The sequence below is a fragment of the Pseudomonas sp. NS1(2017) genome, from assembly GCF_002269425.1.
Taxonomy (GTDB): Bacteria; Pseudomonadota; Gammaproteobacteria; order Pseudomonadales; family Pseudomonadaceae; genus Aquipseudomonas; species Aquipseudomonas reactans.
The window spans coordinates 3,710,439-3,727,814 of sequence record NZ_CP022960.1 but is presented as its reverse complement, the minus strand read 5'-3'; the positions used below and the strand labels follow the sequence as shown (position 1 = coordinate 3,727,814).

Genomic DNA, 17,376 nt, shown 5'->3' with positions numbered 1-17,376 from the left:
ACTCCTTGAACTAAAGCACCTTGCCGAGAAAGGCCACGGTACGGGGATGTCGGGGTTGGCGGAAAATCTGCTCGGGCGGGCCTTCTTCGATCAACTGGCCGTCGCAGAGGAACACCACGTGGTCGGCCACTTCACGGGCAAAGCCGATTTCGTGGGTGACGATCACCAGGGTCACACCCAGTTGGGTCAGGCCCTTGATCACGTCGAGCACTTCGCCCACCAACTCCGGATCGAGCGCCGAGGTGGGTTCATCGAACAGCAGCACTTTGGGGTCCAGCGCCAAGGCGCGGGCGATGGCCACGCGCTGTTGCTGGCCGCCGGAGAGCTGGCGCGGGTAGGCATCGACCTTGTCCGCCAGGCCGACCTTAGCCAGCAGCTCGGCTGCCTTGGTTGGGGCTTCGGCCTTGTTCCAGCGCTTGTGGGCCAGGGGCGCCTCAGCGACGTTCTCCCAGGCGGTCAGGTGCGGGAACAGGTTGAAGTTCTGGAACACGAAGCCCACGTCAATGCGACGCTTGAGAATCTCGCGCTCTTTGAGCTCGTAGAGCAGGTCACCCTTGCGGCGATAGCCGACGTATTCACCGTCGATGGTGATATGCCCGCTGTCGATCTTTTCCAGGTGGTTGATGGTGCGCAGCAAGGTGGACTTGCCCGAGCCGGATGGCCCGAGGATCACCGTGACCTTGCCGGGGTCGATGGTCAGGTCGATGTCTTGCAACACCTGCTGGTTGCCAAAGCGCTTGCCCACGCCCTGGATCTGGATGCGCCCGGCGCGTGCTTCAGCCATGGGTTTTCTCCTTCAACCAACCGCGTAGGCGTTGCAACGGCGTGGGCGGCAGCACCCGTGCGGTGCCGCGTGCAAAATGGCGCTCGACGTAGTACTGCGCGCTGGTCAGCACGGTGGTGATGATCAAGTACCAGACCGTCGCCACGATCAGCAGCGGGATCACCGCCTGGGTGCGGTTGTAGATGACCTGCACGGTGTAGAACAGCTCGGGCAAGGCCAGGACGTAGACAATCGAGGTGCCCTTGACCAGGCCGATGATTTCATTGAACCCCGACGGCAGGATCGAACGCAGCGCCTGGGGCAGGATGATCCGGAAGATGCGGCGCGAGGCCGGTAAACCCAGGGCCGCAGCGGCTTCATGCTGGCCGGCGTCGACACCGATCAGCCCGCCGCGAATGATCTCCGCCGCGTACGCCGCCTGCATCAGGCTCAAGCCCAACACCGCCACGGTGAACTGGCTAAGCACATCCACGGTGGACCACTCGGCGAACACCACCGAGGTGAACGGCACGCCGAGCACGATGTGGTCGTACAGGTAGGCAAAGTTGTAAAGGATGATCAGCACCAGCAACGCCGGCATCGAGCGGAAGAACCAGATGTAGCCCCAAGCCAATGCCGCCAGCAGCGGCGAGCCTGACAGTCGCGCCAACGCCAGCGCTGTGCCAAGAATGATGCTGAACACCGTACTCAGCAGCGTCAGCAACAGCGTCTGCCCGAGCCCACGCAGCACCGACGGCGAGAAAAACCACTGGCCGAACACACCCCACTCCCAGCGCGGGTTGGTGGCCAGGGAATGCACGATGGCCAGCAGCACCAGCGCCGCGAAGATCGACCCGGCCCAGCGCCAGGGATGCCGTGCGGGCACCACTTGCAGGGCCTTGATCGGCGTGGAGACACGGGCCTGGCGCACCGGGCTGGGCGAGTCAATCAGGTCATAGGATTTGGCGACGATGGGCATGGTGTGTTCCTCGGCCTCAGAAGGCATAGGTCAAGCGGGTGTAGTAGTACCCGCCGGTAAAACCGTAGGGCGAATAGACGCCATAGCTGCTGACCATGGTGCTGCTCGGCACCCCTTGTTTCTTGGGGTAGATGTCGAACAGGTTCTTGGCGCCGACAGCGATGTTCAGGTCTTTGGTGAGGTTGTAGCCAAGGTCGAGATCGGTGATCCACTTGGCGCTGTAGATGCGGTCCAGGTCGCGATTGGATGACGAGTTGACCTCCTTGTAGGAGCCGTAGCGGGTCAGCGCCAGGTTGAGATTGAAGCGGTCGATGCTCCAGTCGCCGCCCAGGATCAGCTTGGTGCTGGGCTGCACGCCGGTGATCAGGTTGCGCGCCTCACGGTTCATCAACTCGTAGGAGGTGCCGAGGATGTTGGTGGATTCCTTGTAGTTGAGGATCCGCGTCTGGTTCCAGTTGAACGCGGCGGTCCACTTCACCGCGCCGTACTGACCGAGGTCCTGGCTGTAGTTGCTGACCAGGTCCAGGCCTTTGGTGCGGGTGTCGGCGCCGTTGATGAAGTACTGGCCGCCGGAGGTGGAGTTGATGCCGTTGCCCTGCAACACCTGGGTGATCTCGGGGCCGAGCAAGGTGCCGGTAAGCGTGATGCGATCGCGCAGGTTGATCACGTAGGCATCGGCGGTGAAGCTCAGGCGATCAGTGGGCGTGAGGGTGAAACCGAGGCTGAAGTTGGTCGAGCGCTCCGGCTTCAACTCCTGGGCGCCGAGGGCCTGGGCGGCAGCTGAGCCCACAGGCAACACGCCGTAATTGATCGACTGATACACGCCGTCAACCACGCCATAGGTGGTGGAGCGCGCACTGAACAGGCTGTTGGCCAAAGACGGCGCGCGGAAGCCGTTGCTCACCGTGGCGCGCACGGCGAATTGCGGGGTGAAGTCATAGCGGGTGGTCAGCTTGCCGCTACGGGTGGCGCCGACGCCCTGGTTGTAGTGCTCGTAGCGGAACGCCGTGCCGACGTACCAGTCCGGCACCGGGTTGAAGCCCACATCGACATAACTGGCCAGGCTGTTGCGCGAGGCGCTGCTTTCCTCATCCGGCGAAATCCCGTTGGTGACTTGCGCCCCCGACGACGCGCAATTACCCGGCGCCACGCAGTAGCCGCCGTTGGCATACGACTCATAGTCACCGGCCTGCACCTCATAGGTGTCACGTCGGTGTTCGAAACCGACGCTCAGATCCAGCGGCTTTTGCAGGCCGATATCAAAGCCACGCTTGAAGTCGAGGTTGGTGGTCAGCTCGGTGGAAATCCAGGTGCCGGAGGTGAAGTGATTCGGCGTGGCCTCGCCCAGCGACGGGTTCTGGTTATGGGTGGTGCCCTGCTCCGCGTCGTTGCGCCCGTAGGTGGTGGACAGGTCCCAGTCCCACTCGCCTACCGTACCTTTACCGCCGAATGCCGCCTGGAAATCGTCCTCATCAATAAACCAGGTCGGGGTGTAACCGCCTGGATAACCGTTCGGCCCGGTGGTGATGGTGTTGGTGATGGTCGGCAGACGGAAGTTCTGGCCCTGCTCGGCCTTGCGGCGTGAATAGGTGGTGAAGGAGTACAGGCTGAAGCTGTCATCGATCGGCAGCTCGGCGTTGTAGCCCAGGGTCAGCAGGTTGGTCTTGGGTGTGCCGTAGCCACCATAAGTCGACCGCCCGGCTTGCTCGTAGGCTTGCGCGTAGGTGTAGCCGTTGGCGCTGGCCTTGTTGTCGTCGTTCTGGCTGCGGGCATCCAGGGCGAGCTGCACGATGCCGCCGTTGCCGATCTCGAAGCCTTTGTTGAGGCTTTGCTGCACGGTCTGTTTCTTGCCGTCATACCCCTGGCCGACGTTGGTCACCGAAGTGCCGCTGGTGTCGGCCTTGAGGATCACGTTGATCACCCCGGCGATGGCATCGGAACCGTATTGGGCGGCGGCGCCGTCGCGCAGGACTTCCACGTGGTCGATGGCACTGATGGGGATCAAATCCAGGTCAGCCGGGGCTGCGCCGGTGTTGATGCCGTTGATGTTCAGGGTGGCCGCGGTGTGACGGCGCTTGCCGTTGACCAGCACCAGCACTTCGGCGGCGCTCAGGCCCCGCAGGTTGGGGGCGCGGGCAATACCGCTGGCGTCCCAGCCGGTTTTTTCCGGCAGGGTCAGCGACGGGATCACTGCACTCAGGGCTTCCATGAGGCCGGGCTTGCCGGTGTTCTGCAATTGCTTGGCGCTGACCACGTCGATCGGCACCGGGCTGCTGGTGACGGTGCGCTGTTCGGCGCCACGGTTGCCGGTGACCACCACGGTGGACAGGGTGCTGTCGTCCTGGGCTTGGACGCTGTTGGCCAGGATAGCCAGGGCCAGTGCGGCTGACGGTTGTAGGGCTCGCTTCATAGGTATTCCTGCGTTTCCAAATCGCGAAGTCGGGCAGTCACGCGGGTGGGCGCGGTGCTCAGGTTTTTCTGGGGGGTTGGGGCGATTTGGGGCTAGGTGTGGGGCGAGGTTTGAATTGGCAACATGCGTTGAACTCCCTTCCAACGATTCTGCTGCGGGGGTGGCAGCGCAGAATCCGAATCTAGATTGGTACCATCCGAGGTCAGGGGTAGGCTGTTGAGTTCAAACATAACGGAATGGATTTTAAAAATATAATGCTATTTGGGCATAAGCTAATATTCTTGTATTTCATTATTTTTTGAATATTTTATTCGTATTGGTAATGTCTTTAGGCAGCTAGGTATGAGCCCATATCCGTTACCGCAGGAATGGATACCTGCCAATCGTCAGCTATAGACAGGCCAAGCTTCAACAATTTTGCCTCCCCGGACCCCAAGCAAATCCCCAAACTGCAACAACACAAACTCACTCTGCGTCGGCCGCAAAAACACTTGATCCTCCACCCTCAATCCCACCGCCGGCGACCCATTCACCATCTCCTGGTTGGAACTGCGCCCATACAACTCATTACTCTTGAGCCCCTGCGGTGACTCAAACTCCGCCATCCAATTGCCCCCATAAATAAAGTAAGTCCCCCGCTGATTCGGATCCCACCACGAAAACACCCGCGACCTCCCATCCAACGCAGGAATATTCACCAGCCCTGTGCTTTTCAAGACCGGCGTAGCAATAAACGCCGCCGGCACATGCTCACTGAGGGAAGGCAGATCGTAATGCGTCGGCTTGAGCAACGCGGTGCCCACCGACACTTCCGTACTCAGCTGTTCCTGCTCATGAATCCGATAACTCGGGCTCCCCGCCGTATTCAACGTGAGCCCATCGCGCCATAACCCGGCAAAGTACTGACGCGTAAAATCCACATACCCGGTATAGCGCTGCATCACCTGCTCAAACAACGCCTGGGGCGATCCAAGAATGCCCGGCACCCCCATGCCCACAAACGGGTCATAGCCCATGAACCCGGCAAATTCCAGATGCTGCGGATGGGCGCTGATCAGCGTCAGCATCTGCCCCAGCATCGCGTTATCACTGATGCCACCCCGATGCAGCCCCACATCCAACTCGATATTGACCCGTAACCGCACACTCAACCCCTGCGCCAACCTCAGGTATTGCTGCAACCGCTCAGGCGTATCCAACAGCCACTGCAATTGCCGCGACGGATCAAACGCGCCTTTGTGCGCCTGATAAAACAACTCCGCCGATCGCACCGGCAACGGCTTGCCCAACAGGATGTCCGCTTCGGGGAATACCTGGGCGTCATGATTCAGGAATGGCTGGTGAAACGACATCAACCGTTGTGTGCCGGCGCGTTTGGCGATGTAGGCCAGCAGACCCGGCGACGGCAGGGATTTCTCCACCAGCCGTAGGTATTTGCCGCCGCGCTTGACCGATTGCATCACCACATCAATGTTGTGATCCAGCCGATCCAGGTCGATCAGCATCACCGGCCGCATCGGCCCATGGGCCTTGAGTTCGGCGTTAAGGGTGCGAAAGTAATCGTTGTAAGGGCTGCCACGGTCACTCGGCCGCAGCAGCCAGGCTCCAGCGGCCAGCAAGGCGCCAGTGCCCAAAACAAAATGTCGACGCTTCATCGGGCCACTCCCAGGATGGATGACAGGTGTGCATTGAGGAATTTGCCACTGGGGTCCAGCTCGCGACGTACGCGGGTAAACTCGTCCCAACGCGGGTACAGCGGCTGCAACGTGCGCGCATTGAGGCTGTGCAACTTGCCCCAGTGCGGGCGGCCGGCGTACTTCCAGAAGATCGGCTCCACGGCGGCAAAAAAGTTGTGATGGTCCATGGCGTAGTGCTGGTGCACGGAGATCGAGCAACTGTCGCGGCCTTCGAACATGCTCAGAGGAATGTCGTCGGCCTTGACGTAGCGGTACTCGATGGGAAACCAGGTGCGCAGGTCCTTGTCATTGATCAGCTTGAGGATCTCGCGCAGGCAGGCCGGCCCATGCTCGGCGGGCACTGAATATTCCATTTCGTTGAAACGCACATTGCGCACGTTGGCATAGACTTCGAACGACTCAGCCACGCGGTCCTCGAAGCTGGCGAAAAACCGCAGGCTGTTGAGCAAGGTGCGGCGGGTGTCGGGGAAGTCGCTGGCGTATTTGTCGAGCTTTTCGATGAGGGTCACGAACTCATTGCCCCCCGCCTCCGCCGGGTCGATGGGTGGCGTTGCCGGGTCGCTGGTTTCGTTGAGGGCAATGGACAACGCGTAGTCGGAATGGGTGACCACCAGCATTTCCCAGTGCTGGTTTTCCCGGGTGTGCTTGTCGATGTCCTCCAGCAACTCTTCGGTCTTGGCGATCCACTGGCGTTCGCGCAGACGGTACGGCGTGCGGTTCTGCGAGCGGATTTGGGTGGCCACGCCCAACGCACCGAGGGACACCCGCGCGGCGTTGAATACCTCGGGATGGCGCTGGGCATCGCAGTCCAGCACCTCGCCCTGGGCCGTCACCAGTTGCAGCCCGGTGACGCAACCGGAGTAGGAGGTGAAGCCCACGCCGGTGCCGTGGGTCGAGGTGGCAATCGCCCCGGCCAGGGTCTGGTAATCGATATCCGCCATGTTCGGCAGCGCCTGGCCCACCGCCTTGAGCGCCGGGCCCATGCGCGACATCGGCGTGCCGGCGGCGAAGGTGGCTTGCAAGGTCGCGGGATCGTGATCGAGCAGGCCGTTGAAGTAACTCAGGGACAGCAGCGTGCCGTCGGTGGGCACCAACGCGCTGAAGGAATGGGCCGAACCCACCGGCCGCACCTGCCCCGGTGTCTGGCGAATTATCTGCACCAACTCGTCCAGGTCTTTCGGCGCCAGGCGGGCCAGCGGCAGACAGGTCTGCGCCCCCGACCAGTTGCGCCACGGAATCAGCCTCGGCGCGCGCGCCAACTGGGCCAGTACCGGGTTGCTGCTCAACGCCATGAAAGCCCCAACCAAGCCTGAACGTTGCAAGAGTTGCCGCCGTGAAAGCGCCATCCACCACCCCTTCTTATTGTTGGATTTGCACGCCGGCCATAAAGCCGATCAGCGCCACAAACTGTTCCTCGGAACACTGCATGCACATCCCCATCGGCGGCATGCCGTTGTAGCCGTTGATGCTGTGGTCCAGCAGCGTGTCGACACCCTGGGCGATACGCGGGCTCCACGCCGCGCGGTCAGCCGTCAGCGGTGCGCCGGACGCCGGGTTGACATGGCACAGCTTGCAACTGCTGTCGTAGACCTGGGCGAGCGCCGGGTCAGCGGGCATGGCCGTCGCCGCCGTGGCGCGTTCGGGGGAGTGTTTGGGAGTGTCGTCACAGGCCGTGAGCAGGCCGAGTAGCAGCAACAAAAAGGCGATGCGGGGCATGGCCACCCTCTCTTCTCAGGCTATGGAAAGCAGCTTCCACACTAAGGCAGCGACGCGGCGGCGTTGAGGGTTTTGGCGGACACAAAGGGGGCTGATGGGGACAGTTGAACGTGGGCGTTGGCCACCCACGTCCCGGCGATGCGCTTAGAACGCGATACCGACCTTGAAGCCGTATTCGTTGCGCTTGAGCTTGGTGTTGTCGGCCACTTCGGAATCGCCGTCGAGTTTGTACTCGGTGCGGGTGTAGTAGACGCCCGCGACCACCGGCAGATCGCCCTTCTGGTTCATCAGCAGGCTGACTTCGGCGTAGGGGTTGGTGCGGTCCTTGAGGTCCACGGTGTCGCTGCCGAAATCATCCACCTTGAGCTTGGTGCGGCCATCGATGGTGCGACGGGCGCCGGCTTCGACACGCAGGGTCATGTCATCGAACTGGTGGTTGTAGCCCAGGGCTGCCTTGGCGAACGGCGACTTGTTGGTGAGCTTCACGTCGAGGTCGTTGATCTCGGGCTCGTAGCGCGTCCAGCTGTAGCCACCGCCAACGATCACGTCGACAAAGTTGCGCGCATCCAGCGCGGCACGCCAGCCGAGGTCCAGGTCAGCCTGGCCTTCCTTGAGTTTGTTGTCGCTCTTTTCGCCGTACTTGGCTTCGATACCGGCCTGGTAGATAAAGCCGGATTCAGCGGTGAGCTTGTTGCCGAAGTTATAGAACAGGCCCGCTTCGGGCATGTGGCTCTTGTCGCTCTCGCTGCCGCCTTCGAATTTGAAATCGTTGTAGCTGCCCAGGATCCCGAAGGTGGAAATCGGGTCGGTGGACGGTGCGGCGAACACCGCGGCAGGCGCAGCGACCAGCGCCAGCAGCGAGGAACCTTTGAGGAATTTTCCGAATAGCTTGGACATCGTTTTACATCTCCTTGTCTGGTGAGCAAATTATTCAGGAACCGGTTCGAACCCCTGCTTGCGCGAAAGGTTCGAATTAATTTGCGTTGATTTGGAGGTAAAACGGTTCAGCGAAGGCTCTAACTCAACACTTCTATCAATTGGCCATCACCAAGCCATCAAGGACAGTGCGCAGCGCCGGCGTGACCGGCACGCGAAGCCCAAAGGTTTCAGTCAATACCTGCAACACCTCGTCGGCACTGGCGAGGGCGCGCTTTTCACTCGGCCGGTCCAGGTAGTGAATCGCATAATGGGCGTTGTTCAGGGTATGGCGCTTACCCGCAGCCAAGCGCGCGACCTTCAACTGGCCAACAAATACCGAGTCCGGATGGGTGGAGACATACCAGTTGCCGATTTCATAATCGATGGCTGCCTGCACCTGCAGATCGAACACATACAGCCCGCGCCACTCCTCGGCCACGTGCGCCCAGAGGGTGTAACTGCCCTGCCCATCGAAACTCAGTCGATAAGGCTCATGGGCCGTGGCCTGCACCGCCTCGGTGTCCAACAACAACGGACTGCTGGGCACCATGCCGCCAAAGCCGACATCGGTGATATAGCGCACGCCATCCAACGTCACCAGGCTCAAACGATGAGTCCGCGCAGTACGCGCATCCGGCGGCCCACCCATCACCACCCGCCCGGTGATGCCGCGCGCGTCAAAACCAAGCTCCTGCAATAACGCCAGGAACATCTGGTTCAACTCGTAGCAATACCCGCCCCGCCCTTCCAACAGCACTTTTTGCTCGACGCTCGGCAGGTCGATGGGCACTGGCAGGCGCATCAGACTCGCCAAACTCTCGAAAGCAAAGGTGCACACATGGCGCAATTGCAGGTCCTGCAGGGTTTGCAGGGTAGGCGCTGGCGGCGAGTCGTATCCCAGGCGTTGCAGATAGAGGCGGCTATGGGTCAACAGTGACATGGCGCAATCCTTGGGCACGGGATAGAGGCGACACTATGCCGCGCCGATGTGCAGATTGTCATTTTGAATGAACCTTTTTGAACGCTGCCCTATCCATCTATAACAACACAGGGAGGCAACATGAGTACCGCGAAAATCTACACCATCAATTATCAGCTGCACGGCAAACCGAAATCCTTTGTGGTGCGCGCCGAAGTGATGAACAACGCCGAGGCCTGGCACTGGGCGGCAGTGGATGCCGATATCGCCCATGTGAGCCGCGTGGGGCGGGTTGGGCACGAGCAAGTGAAGAAGACGACCCGACCGTGGGCGGAGAAGTTTGGGATTACGGAGGTGACGTGGGTGGCGCCGAAGTGAGGGGGGAAAGCCCCGCTGGGTGAGGCGGGGCTTTCTGGGCTGTAGCGGCCATCTGTACAGGCGATGCATAAATCCGCAGGCTAATTGCCCCGCCCGCCTCCAAACGACCACTCGTCACCGGCTGTAGTGGAAATCACCACCATGACATCCTCCGCGTTCAGTCCCGTCGCCCGCCCCAATTTTTCAACCAGATCACGGTAAAAACGCTGCTTGGTCTCAACACTTCGAGGCCGGCCTGCGGTGATCGCGATCAGCACAAAGTCATGGCTGCGCGGCCCGCCCAAGTAATGGGGATCGAATATCAGCTCGCCAACCTCATGTTGGTGAATAGCCTGGAAGCGATCAGTCTTCGGCACTTCGAAGCTCTCGACCAAGGCGTCGTGCAATCCTTCGGACAACGCGTGTAAATACTCGACCGACTTCCCACGGTGCAGTGAAATTCGTGCAAACGGCATCAACGGTTACTCCTGACGTTTTGGAAGGCTGGCCTGTAGTTCACTGAGCACATTCAGCGCCGAGGCGGCTGTTGGCCAACCTGAATAAAACGCCAGATGGGTGATGACCTCGGCCAGTTCGTCAACACTCAAGCCGTTATCCAGTGCACGTTTTAAATGAAAAGGCAGCTGCTCCAGACGGTACATCGCCACCAGCGCGGCCACGGTCGCCAGACTGCGCTCACGGGGATTCAATTGCGTACGCGTCCACATGTCACCAAACAATACGTTGTCAGTCAGCTCGGCAAATTTTTGCGGGTAGCTGCTCTGGTGTTCTCGCCCCGTGATCATCGTTTTTCCCCCTGAAGTCCCAATTGACGAGGAAAAACTATCAACTCGCGATAGTCCCGAATATCAGATTTAATAGCAGCCATCATCCCGAATTAGTGGACCATTGAATGCGCCGCCCAACCTTCGATCTCGACGTATTGCGTACCTTCGTCACCGGCGTGGAGTTCAACAGTTTTGCCAGAGCGGCGGATCGTCTCGGTCGTTCGACGTCTGCCGTCAGCGCCCAATTGAAGAAACTCGAAGAGCAGGTCGGTACGCCGATCCTGGCCAAGTCAGGCCGCGGGCTGGCCTTGACCCCCATGGGAGAAACACTGCTCAGTCATGCCCGCCGGTTGCTGGAGCTGAACGACGGCATTTTTCAGACCCTACACGAAGGCCAAACCGCCGGGACCCTACGCCTTGGGCTTCAAGAAGACTTTGGTGAGCATTTCCTGAGCGATATCCTGCGACGCTTCGTCCAAACTTACCCGAGGGTCAATCTCGAAGTCAGGATCGCCCGCAACGCCGAACTACTGGCGCTGGTCGAACGCTCCAATCTGGACCTCGCCCTGACCTGGGACACCGGGCACACGTCGCCCTATGCCACACATCTGGGCGAAACACAGATGCACTGGATCGGCGCCCGCGATACACCATTGCTGACGGCCTTTGACGACTCACCGTTGCCATTGATCCTGTTCGACGCGCCTTGCCTATTACGCAGCGCCGCCACCCAGGCGCTGGATGCCGCGCACATTCCATGGCGAATTGCCCTGACCAGCCCCAGCGTCGGCGGTATCTGGGCAGCCGTCACCGCCGGACTGGGCCTGACGCTGCGAACCCGCATTGGGCTGCCGAGCCACTTGACCGTTGTGTCGGGCTTGCCCCCCGTGCCGAGCCTTGGCTATGTGCTTCACTGCGATAACGACAACCCGAGTCCCGCCACCCAACAATTGGTCGCATTAATCAAAACGAGCCTGCAAGAGCAGGCGTTTCGATTCACGCTTACGAAATAATTCTGGGCTGCACTCGTCGGCGTCGACGCACAAATTACCGCGCCACGTTTGGCGCAGCGCCTGCTGGGAGACTGGCATGAAGAGCATGAAGATATTGTTTTTGAGTTTGGGGTAATCAGGGAAAACTGCGCGACGTTCGCGCGATTGCGGAAGCCGCACAGAAAAATTTCGAGTACCTGATCAGATGGGGCAACCTGGAAGAGTTCCAGTGCAAGTGCGCTTGTGCGTTAGCGCGTATTGGATCTGGCGATTCGAAGGTAGCGCTGGAGCTCATGGCACAGCAGTCCAACCCAGGCCTTAGCAAGTAGGCTGAGGAGGGTCTGAAGCATTGGCGTATGTCGGTCAAAAAGCGGGTTAGTGGGACGAGTTTTTCTTTCTAAATGACCGCTTTCGGCCAGAGGCGGACTGAGGAGCGGTAAATAAAACTGTCCCCTTATCGTTGATAACTGTCCCATCATGCTGCGTACTCTCCCGCTGGCCGATGGAGTGATTTTGTCGAAGATCAGTCGATGGCGCTACTCAGGGAATCAGTTAACCTTGGGAGCGTTTCCCCGCCCAATCAGCAGCGAGCGCTCAATCATTTCAACGGTGATGTATGGGACAAACCCCAGCCTTTCACCCTTTTTAAAGCTTTTTTTGTAATCCTCTAACTGATCGACATCTTGCGCAATTGCTAGCGCAGCTAGATGCCTGAGTGGCATTGCTCCTTTGGCATCTGTAGGTAAAGACCTGTAGAGCGCCAGGCCCGCATCTATATCTTGACTCTGAGCCCAAGATAATGCCCTGTCAGATAGCTCGACTACATCGTCAGCGCCAATGGTCTCTAACTTCTGGGGCGTTTCGTTGCTTACGATGACAGGTGAAAAATATTTTCCCTCCCCAAAGATGAACGCGACAGCATCCGAAAACGCTGTCGAGGAGATGGAGGGCATGAACGAAACTCTAAAATGATCCGAGCGCGTCCCTATAGTCGGAATGATCTGGACTTGGATCTCGCCCAAACACTTTATGCAAAAGCGGTCACCTACCTCATCCTTTCCACAGGCCCAACCTTGTGCTTGCAAAATCGCACATGCCTCTTTCTCTGTCATAGTTCTGCTCTCGATATCACCTATCGGATGATACTGGTTTCTTAGGCTTTCAAGGGGGCGCTTTCTAGCCAACCTGCTTTAGCTGGTCGCGCACTATAGACCGACAGGAGACCTACTTTTTCAAGAGAATCAGCCGTTAGCTGCCTCTCGTCGGGGGCAGCAATCAACCACAAGAGAACCTTCAACCTCGATATAGCCACCCTCCGACGTAAAGGATTCGAGCGCTCAGCTTGCGTCATGCTCAGTTGTCGATGCTCGAAGGTACGCGTGTACGAAGAATCCAGGCTCCACGTACCATTTCTGGTGCTCCGTAACTGATAAATAGTGAGGTGCTCAGGCCACCCGCACTGATAGCCTTATGCTATTATCACTCGATTACTCATGTACCACTCAGGGATTAGATACGGTGCACTACCTCAATGACAGCGCAGCAATATTTAAGTCAATTGCCGATAAAATGCCGCCGGACGGAATTAGTGACAAGACAGATATACGAGCGTTTTTCGATGAATTGCTTAAACTAACTAAAGGGTTGGTGATTGTTGATTTCCTTGACACTGCCAGTTGGGATGTCATTGAGAAGTACGCGCTTTCGGATGATGGGCTGTTGGATCTTACTTGGCATGACTATCGCGAGAAACAAGAACGGCCCGAAGAGAAGGAACTCCGTGAGTTTATCTTTCCTGGAGACAGACATGCGTTGGCGCTTTATGTCGATTCTATAATACCTATCGCAGGCACTCACGGTGCTATATTTTTGATAAATTCCTATTCGAAGACAGAAAAAGAAATCAGAGCTTTGTACTCAAAGAATGTTGATAACTTTCATTATGAAGATGCGAGCTTCTTTGAAAAAAGGGTTTTGCGGCGGACGTCGGGGCTCTTGGAATTTATCGACTTCCACTGTACGCCGATCTATTCACTTGCCTTAATCCCTAAAAGAACAGGAATTAAGTCTCATGATTCAAGGCTTATTTTATACGGGTTCAACTGCGAGCAGAGTTTGGCCAGATTGGAGAAAGTTTCAAGTGCTTTACAGGCTCTGGGCTTGCGAGACAGGGACGAAATATCTGCGAGCGTCGTCACGGCGCGTCGGGTTTTCGAGTTCGTACTTAAGGTGGAATGCTGCTATGCCGAGCTTGAGGTTACTAAGAGTTATTCAGGGATGCTCTTGGGGGACTTGATGACTGTTGTGAAGCGCGGGAAGGACGATAAGGTTCGAGTAGAGCTTGGGCGAATAGCAGAGCTAGCAAACAACTTTGCCCACGATACTGGAAAGCCCGTCAGTAAAGATACCGCCGTTGAGGTCGTTGGCTTGATAACCAATTACGTGCGCACGCTTTACACTACAATCAAAAAATAGGTAATCACTCGCACTCAGTTAAACCTAATAAGTTAAGGATTTGTACAGCAAGGCATTACCACGCATTGTTCCTCGGAACTTAACGGTAATAGGCTGCGGACGCTCAACGAACCACCCGCGTCAAAAAGGTCACAGGGAATGAGATCACTAGAAAACAATGCGCCACTGCTCACGCATATTCCGCTGACCGCCATCGGCGTCGGGCTAGGCTTTGCCGTTGCCCTTTACACAACCGGCAAAGGCCCCTTCTTCCTAGAGAACTTTGCATTCTCCTGGTTACCGCAAGCGGCGGTGCTTTGCATGGCGTTGCTGTGCAAGGCGTCAAGAGATTCTTTGGGGGGAATGGCTACTGCCATGGGGCTGTATTTGTTCCTTTTCCATCTCTGGGTCACAGATTCCATGGGTTGGCTTTTCTATCTGTTCAGCTTTCCCGGCATCCTCATCGGGGCACTGCTTGGCGTTGTTTTCAGTCCCGCGCGGAAGTTGCTCAAGGCGCCGGCAGCGTTTGCGTGGGTGGTGCTCGGCATAGTGGGTAATCTGGCGGTTCTGGCTATCACGGTCACATAAGACTCCTGGCCCCCGAATTGCCGACTTTGGCCGGAAGTTGCCAAAGTCAGCTGTTGCTCAATGCCAAAGACCTCGACTCAATCCTTCCCGTATCTTCACAACGTTTCCAACTCAAGGCTTCAAGTCGCCCAACGGGTCATAAGGCGGCTTTTTTTCATCCTTGTCTTTCTTCTCCTTATCCAACGGCGCAATCGCCGGTCCGATAGGGTCCACCTGCGGATCCGCCACATCCGGCGAATCCGGGTCAAACCCCAACTCATCCTTGCCACTGGAATGCTCGCCCGAAGCCGGGCCTTTGGGTGTGTTACTCACGGCGTTCTCCTCGTTCAGAGTGGACGGGCCTTGTCATGCAGGTTTTCCAGGTCTTCCTCGACGCGTTCCACGTCGTCGGCCTGACGCTCCGCTGGGTCGTTGGGGCGCAACGCATCGTTGTCGCGCTCTTCTTCTCCGGGTGTGCGGTCAGGGTTTGGGGTGCCGGGGGGCGGCTGGTTGTAGTCGGACATGATGGTTCACCTCAAGGGGTCTACACAGGTTTAGAGAAACCGCCGTGCGCCATCGTTCAACTTGTTTGCCCAGGCGTGAGATGATGCGCGCCCCTTCTGGAGATATGAACCGGATGTTCGAGCTCAAACCCTGCGACCCTGTCACCTTCCGCCAGCAAACCCGGCGCAGCACCTTGATGGTGGCGGTGCTGTTCCTGGCCTTGGCGATGTTGCTGTCGAGCCTGGCGGTGATGCTGTTTGGCGAGCCTGGCGGGGATAATTTCCGCTTTAATGTCGGCGGGGTGTTCGCCGGGGTGCTGATTACGGTGGCGCTGGTGCGCGGTCCGTTCTGGAGCCAGCCGTGGCTGGCGGCGGCGGTGTATGGCTGGCAGCTCAAGCGCAACCTGATGAGCGTGACCAATGTGATGCACAAGGTCACCGAGCGGGTGCAGGCCAATGACCCGACGGCGGTCAAGGTGCTGCGCTTTTATCATTTGGGCCTGACGCAGATGCATGAGCTGGACGCCAACTCCAGCGCCCAGGTGCAACTGGTCGCTGAGGTCGAGGCGCATAAGGCCAAGATGCAGGCGCTGGGGATCGATCCCGAGCAGACCCGGTTCGACCCCGCCTGGCTGGACGCGTTTAAAAGCGCTTAGGCCAGCACGCCGATGCGTTGCGCGTCGGGCCAGAACAGTGCGGCCTGGCCGCAAGGCTGGCCGGCGTCGTCGAGCAGGGTCCACACCACCCCGGCGTGGATCATGAAGGGCTGATCAAAGGCATCTACGCGCCAGCCGCTGTAACCGTCGGCGATACCATTGGCGGTAACTTGCTCCAGCAGTACCTGGCGCGCGGCGCGGTCGAGTTCCGAGGCGCTGAAGCGTGAGGGCATGCCGATGAAGCGCTCGCGCGGGTATTTGAAGCACTGCAACGCGCAGTCGTTCACGTAGGTAAAGCGCGGGTCTGCGGCGCCGTCATGGGCGAGCAGGCTGTAGGGCGCGTCGCGGTGCAGCCAGGCCAGGCGCTGTTGCGGGCCGAGGTGGTCGGGGGCCGGCAGTCCCTGGCCGGTCCAGTGTCGATACGCCTTGTCCAGCACGCCTACGAAGTCTTCTTGATGGGACACGCACACCCTCACATCGTCAGTTGGAAATCTTTGCCCGCCAGCAGAACACCGCGCTGACGGCAATGGCCGCACCGGCCAGGCCAAACACCCAGGGCGCCGAGGCGATCGGCAGCAGCAAGCCGGCGAGCAAGGGCCCGAGGCCAGCGCCGATATCGCGCCACACGGCGTTCGAGGCCAGCGCCGACACGCGCATGGAACCGGGGTTGCGCTCGGCGACCAATGTCGTCACCAGCGGCAGTTGCAGCGCACGCAACACCAGCACCGCCGCCGCGCCGACAATCACCCAGTAGCTGCCGAATGCGGTCAGGGCCAGGGCACTTAGGAACGAAAACAGCAACAGCATCGAGGTCGCGCCAAACCGCTGGGCCGCGCGACCGCCCAGGGGGCTCAGGAGCATTTCCGAGACGTACCGCAGCGCCATCAGGCCACCGGCGATCAGCACCGCATCGCCGCCCAGCAGCTTCTGCGCCTGGATCGACAGCCCGAAGATAAACAGGCCGTCCAGCGCCACCCCTTCGATAAACGACCACATTGCCACGCTGTCCGGCCACTTGAAGCGGCGCCCCGGCGTGCTGTGCAAATCATGCCCGACCGTAGGCAAGCCGCGCGCCATCCACAAGCCCACCAGGCAGCAACCAGCCAGAATCAGAAAGATCGGACGCGGCCCGGCCATCAATGTCAGCCAGCCGCCCAGGGGCAACGCCAGCATCGGCCCCAGGGCGATCAGCGCTCGGGAGCGCCCGGCCCGGCGTGCGGCGCCGGCAGGTTCCGAGGTGGCCAGCACTTGGGTCGAGAGGTTCAACGCAGCAAAACACAGGCCCCACACCAGGCGCAGGCAGAGCAAGGCGGCGAAGCCGGACAGCAGCGAGTTGCCCACGGCGCACAGGGTAGCGGCGCCGGCGGCGATCATGCAGGTCAGGCGGTCGCCGTTACGCGCGTAGAAATTCAGCACATGGCGGTAGCCGAAGATCCGCACCAGGCGGTTGGCCGCCAGCAGCACACCGGCTTGGGCCAGGGTGATGCCGAAGGCCTGGGATTCCATCGGCAGCAGCAGGTAGAGCAACACGTCGCTGGGCAGGCATAACGCCAGGGTCAGCGCGGCGCGGCGGGAGTGGGTATCAGCGGTGCGGAGGGCCAGGCTGGACATAAATCTGGAAACATCCCGAAATACTTAGGTCGCCACGGTAGCGTTA

The 17,376-nt window shown here is 59.3% G+C and carries 20 protein-coding genes; 5 read left to right on the top strand and 15 right to left on the bottom strand.

Translation table 11 applies throughout. The features are described 5' to 3' along the window. Positions 1 to 10: 10 nt before the first annotated feature. From CI807_RS17785 to CI807_RS17750, 8 genes are all read right to left on the bottom strand, one after another. Entirely contained in the window at positions 11 to 784 is a 774-nt protein-coding gene (locus CI807_RS17785) for an amino acid ABC transporter ATP-binding protein (protein WP_016978457.1), read from the bottom strand. Then, positions 777 to 1,742: an amino acid ABC transporter permease gene (locus CI807_RS17780; protein WP_028617063.1), complete on the bottom strand. Its 966-nt coding sequence runs from the start codon at positions 1,740 to 1,742 to the stop codon at positions 777 to 779. The genes CI807_RS17785 and CI807_RS17780 overlap by 8 nt, the downstream gene beginning before the upstream one ends. 16 nt (positions 1,743 to 1,758) lie before the next feature. Then, positions 1,759 to 4,152, bottom strand: a complete 2,394-nt coding sequence (locus CI807_RS17775) for a TonB-dependent siderophore receptor (protein ID WP_095015562.1) — start codon at positions 4,150 to 4,152, stop codon at positions 1,759 to 1,761. A gap of 386 nt (positions 4,153 to 4,538) precedes the next feature. Continuing rightward, complete coding sequence (locus tag CI807_RS17770; RefSeq protein WP_177409637.1) at positions 4,539 to 5,747, bottom strand: DSD1 family PLP-dependent enzyme; 1,209 nt, start codon at positions 5,745 to 5,747, stop codon at positions 4,539 to 4,541. A 56-nt stretch (positions 5,748 to 5,803) separates the two neighbouring features. Continuing rightward, positions 5,804 to 7,135 (bottom strand): D-arabinono-1,4-lactone oxidase, encoded by a 1,332-nt coding sequence (locus CI807_RS17765; protein ID WP_177409636.1) that lies wholly within the window; start codon positions 7,133 to 7,135, stop codon positions 5,804 to 5,806. A 73-nt stretch (positions 7,136 to 7,208) separates the two neighbouring features. Next, on the bottom strand, positions 7,209 to 7,565 hold the full coding sequence (locus tag CI807_RS17760) for a cytochrome c5 family protein (protein WP_095015559.1): 357 nt from the start codon (positions 7,563 to 7,565) through the stop codon (positions 7,209 to 7,211). Between the two features lie 144 nt (positions 7,566 to 7,709). Next, positions 7,710 to 8,462, bottom strand: a complete 753-nt coding sequence (locus CI807_RS17755; protein ID WP_095015558.1) for an outer membrane beta-barrel protein — start codon at positions 8,460 to 8,462, stop codon at positions 7,710 to 7,712. Positions 8,463 to 8,598: 136 nt separating this feature from the next. Continuing rightward, positions 8,599 to 9,423 carry an arylamine N-acetyltransferase gene (locus CI807_RS17750; protein ID WP_095015557.1) on the bottom strand — a complete coding sequence of 275 codons (825 nt, stop codon included), beginning with the start codon at positions 9,421 to 9,423 and terminating at the stop codon, positions 8,599 to 8,601. A 120-nt stretch (positions 9,424 to 9,543) separates the two neighbouring features. Between CI807_RS17750 and CI807_RS17745 the strand changes: the two genes are divergently transcribed. Then, positions 9,544 to 9,780 (top strand): DUF6555 family protein, encoded by a 237-nt coding sequence (locus tag CI807_RS17745; RefSeq protein WP_016979650.1) that lies wholly within the window; start codon positions 9,544 to 9,546, stop codon positions 9,778 to 9,780. A gap of 80 nt (positions 9,781 to 9,860) precedes the next feature. Here the strand turns inward: CI807_RS17745 and CI807_RS17740 are convergent, their stop codons facing one another. Together CI807_RS17740 and CI807_RS17735 are read right to left on the bottom strand one after the other, a co-directional pair. Continuing rightward, positions 9,861 to 10,235: a tautomerase family protein gene (locus CI807_RS17740; RefSeq protein ID WP_095015556.1), complete on the bottom strand. Its 375-nt coding sequence runs from the start codon at positions 10,233 to 10,235 to the stop codon at positions 9,861 to 9,863. Positions 10,236 to 10,241: 6 nt separating this feature from the next. Continuing rightward, complete coding sequence (locus tag CI807_RS17735; RefSeq protein ID WP_095015555.1) at positions 10,242 to 10,565, bottom strand: carboxymuconolactone decarboxylase family protein; 324 nt, start codon at positions 10,563 to 10,565, stop codon at positions 10,242 to 10,244. A 107-nt stretch (positions 10,566 to 10,672) separates the two neighbouring features. On the opposite strand from CI807_RS17735, the gene CI807_RS17730 reads away from it, so the two are divergent. Beyond that, positions 10,673 to 11,560: a LysR substrate-binding domain-containing protein gene (locus tag CI807_RS17730; RefSeq protein WP_095015554.1), complete on the top strand. Its 888-nt coding sequence runs from the start codon at positions 10,673 to 10,675 to the stop codon at positions 11,558 to 11,560. A gap of 527 nt (positions 11,561 to 12,087) precedes the next feature. Here CI807_RS17730 and CI807_RS17725 read toward each other — a convergent pair. Beyond that, positions 12,088 to 12,651: a hypothetical protein gene (locus CI807_RS17725; RefSeq protein ID WP_095015553.1), complete on the bottom strand. Its 564-nt coding sequence runs from the start codon at positions 12,649 to 12,651 to the stop codon at positions 12,088 to 12,090. A gap of 406 nt (positions 12,652 to 13,057) precedes the next feature. Between CI807_RS17725 and CI807_RS17720 the strand changes: the two genes are divergently transcribed. Further along, the gene (locus CI807_RS17720; RefSeq protein ID WP_157742039.1) at positions 13,058 to 14,014 is read left to right on the top strand and encodes a hypothetical protein; all 957 of its coding nucleotides are present in this window, start codon (positions 13,058 to 13,060) and stop codon (positions 14,012 to 14,014) included. A gap of 138 nt (positions 14,015 to 14,152) precedes the next feature. Beyond that, complete coding sequence (locus tag CI807_RS17715; protein WP_095015551.1) at positions 14,153 to 14,581, top strand: hypothetical protein; 429 nt, start codon at positions 14,153 to 14,155, stop codon at positions 14,579 to 14,581. A 111-nt stretch (positions 14,582 to 14,692) separates the two neighbouring features. Here the strand turns inward: CI807_RS17715 and CI807_RS17710 are convergent, their stop codons facing one another. Both CI807_RS17710 and CI807_RS31455 read right to left on the bottom strand, forming a co-directional pair. Next, entirely contained in the window at positions 14,693 to 14,893 is a 201-nt protein-coding gene (locus CI807_RS17710; RefSeq protein ID WP_016979665.1) for a DUF6021 family protein, read from the bottom strand. A gap of 14 nt (positions 14,894 to 14,907) precedes the next feature. Beyond that, entirely contained in the window at positions 14,908 to 15,084 is a 177-nt protein-coding gene (locus tag CI807_RS31455; RefSeq protein WP_177003216.1) for a hypothetical protein, read from the bottom strand. Positions 15,085 to 15,197: 113 nt separating this feature from the next. Here CI807_RS31455 and CI807_RS17705 point away from each other — a divergent pair, with 113 nt between their 5' ends. Further along, on the top strand, positions 15,198 to 15,719 hold the full coding sequence (locus tag CI807_RS17705) for a DUF3087 family protein (protein ID WP_095015550.1): 522 nt from the start codon (positions 15,198 to 15,200) through the stop codon (positions 15,717 to 15,719). On the opposite strand, the gene CI807_RS17700 is transcribed toward CI807_RS17705, so the two are convergent. Continuing rightward, positions 15,716 to 16,183 (bottom strand): MEKHLA domain-containing protein, encoded by a 468-nt coding sequence (locus CI807_RS17700; RefSeq protein WP_256578525.1) that lies wholly within the window; start codon positions 16,181 to 16,183, stop codon positions 15,716 to 15,718. The two genes, CI807_RS17705 and CI807_RS17700, sit on opposite strands and share 4 nt — an antisense overlap. Positions 16,184 to 16,199: 16 nt before the next feature. Then, positions 16,200 to 17,330 carry an MFS transporter gene (locus CI807_RS17695; RefSeq protein WP_016979669.1) on the bottom strand — a complete coding sequence of 377 codons (1,131 nt, stop codon included), beginning with the start codon at positions 17,328 to 17,330 and terminating at the stop codon, positions 16,200 to 16,202. Positions 17,331 to 17,376: the final 46 nt, after the last annotated feature.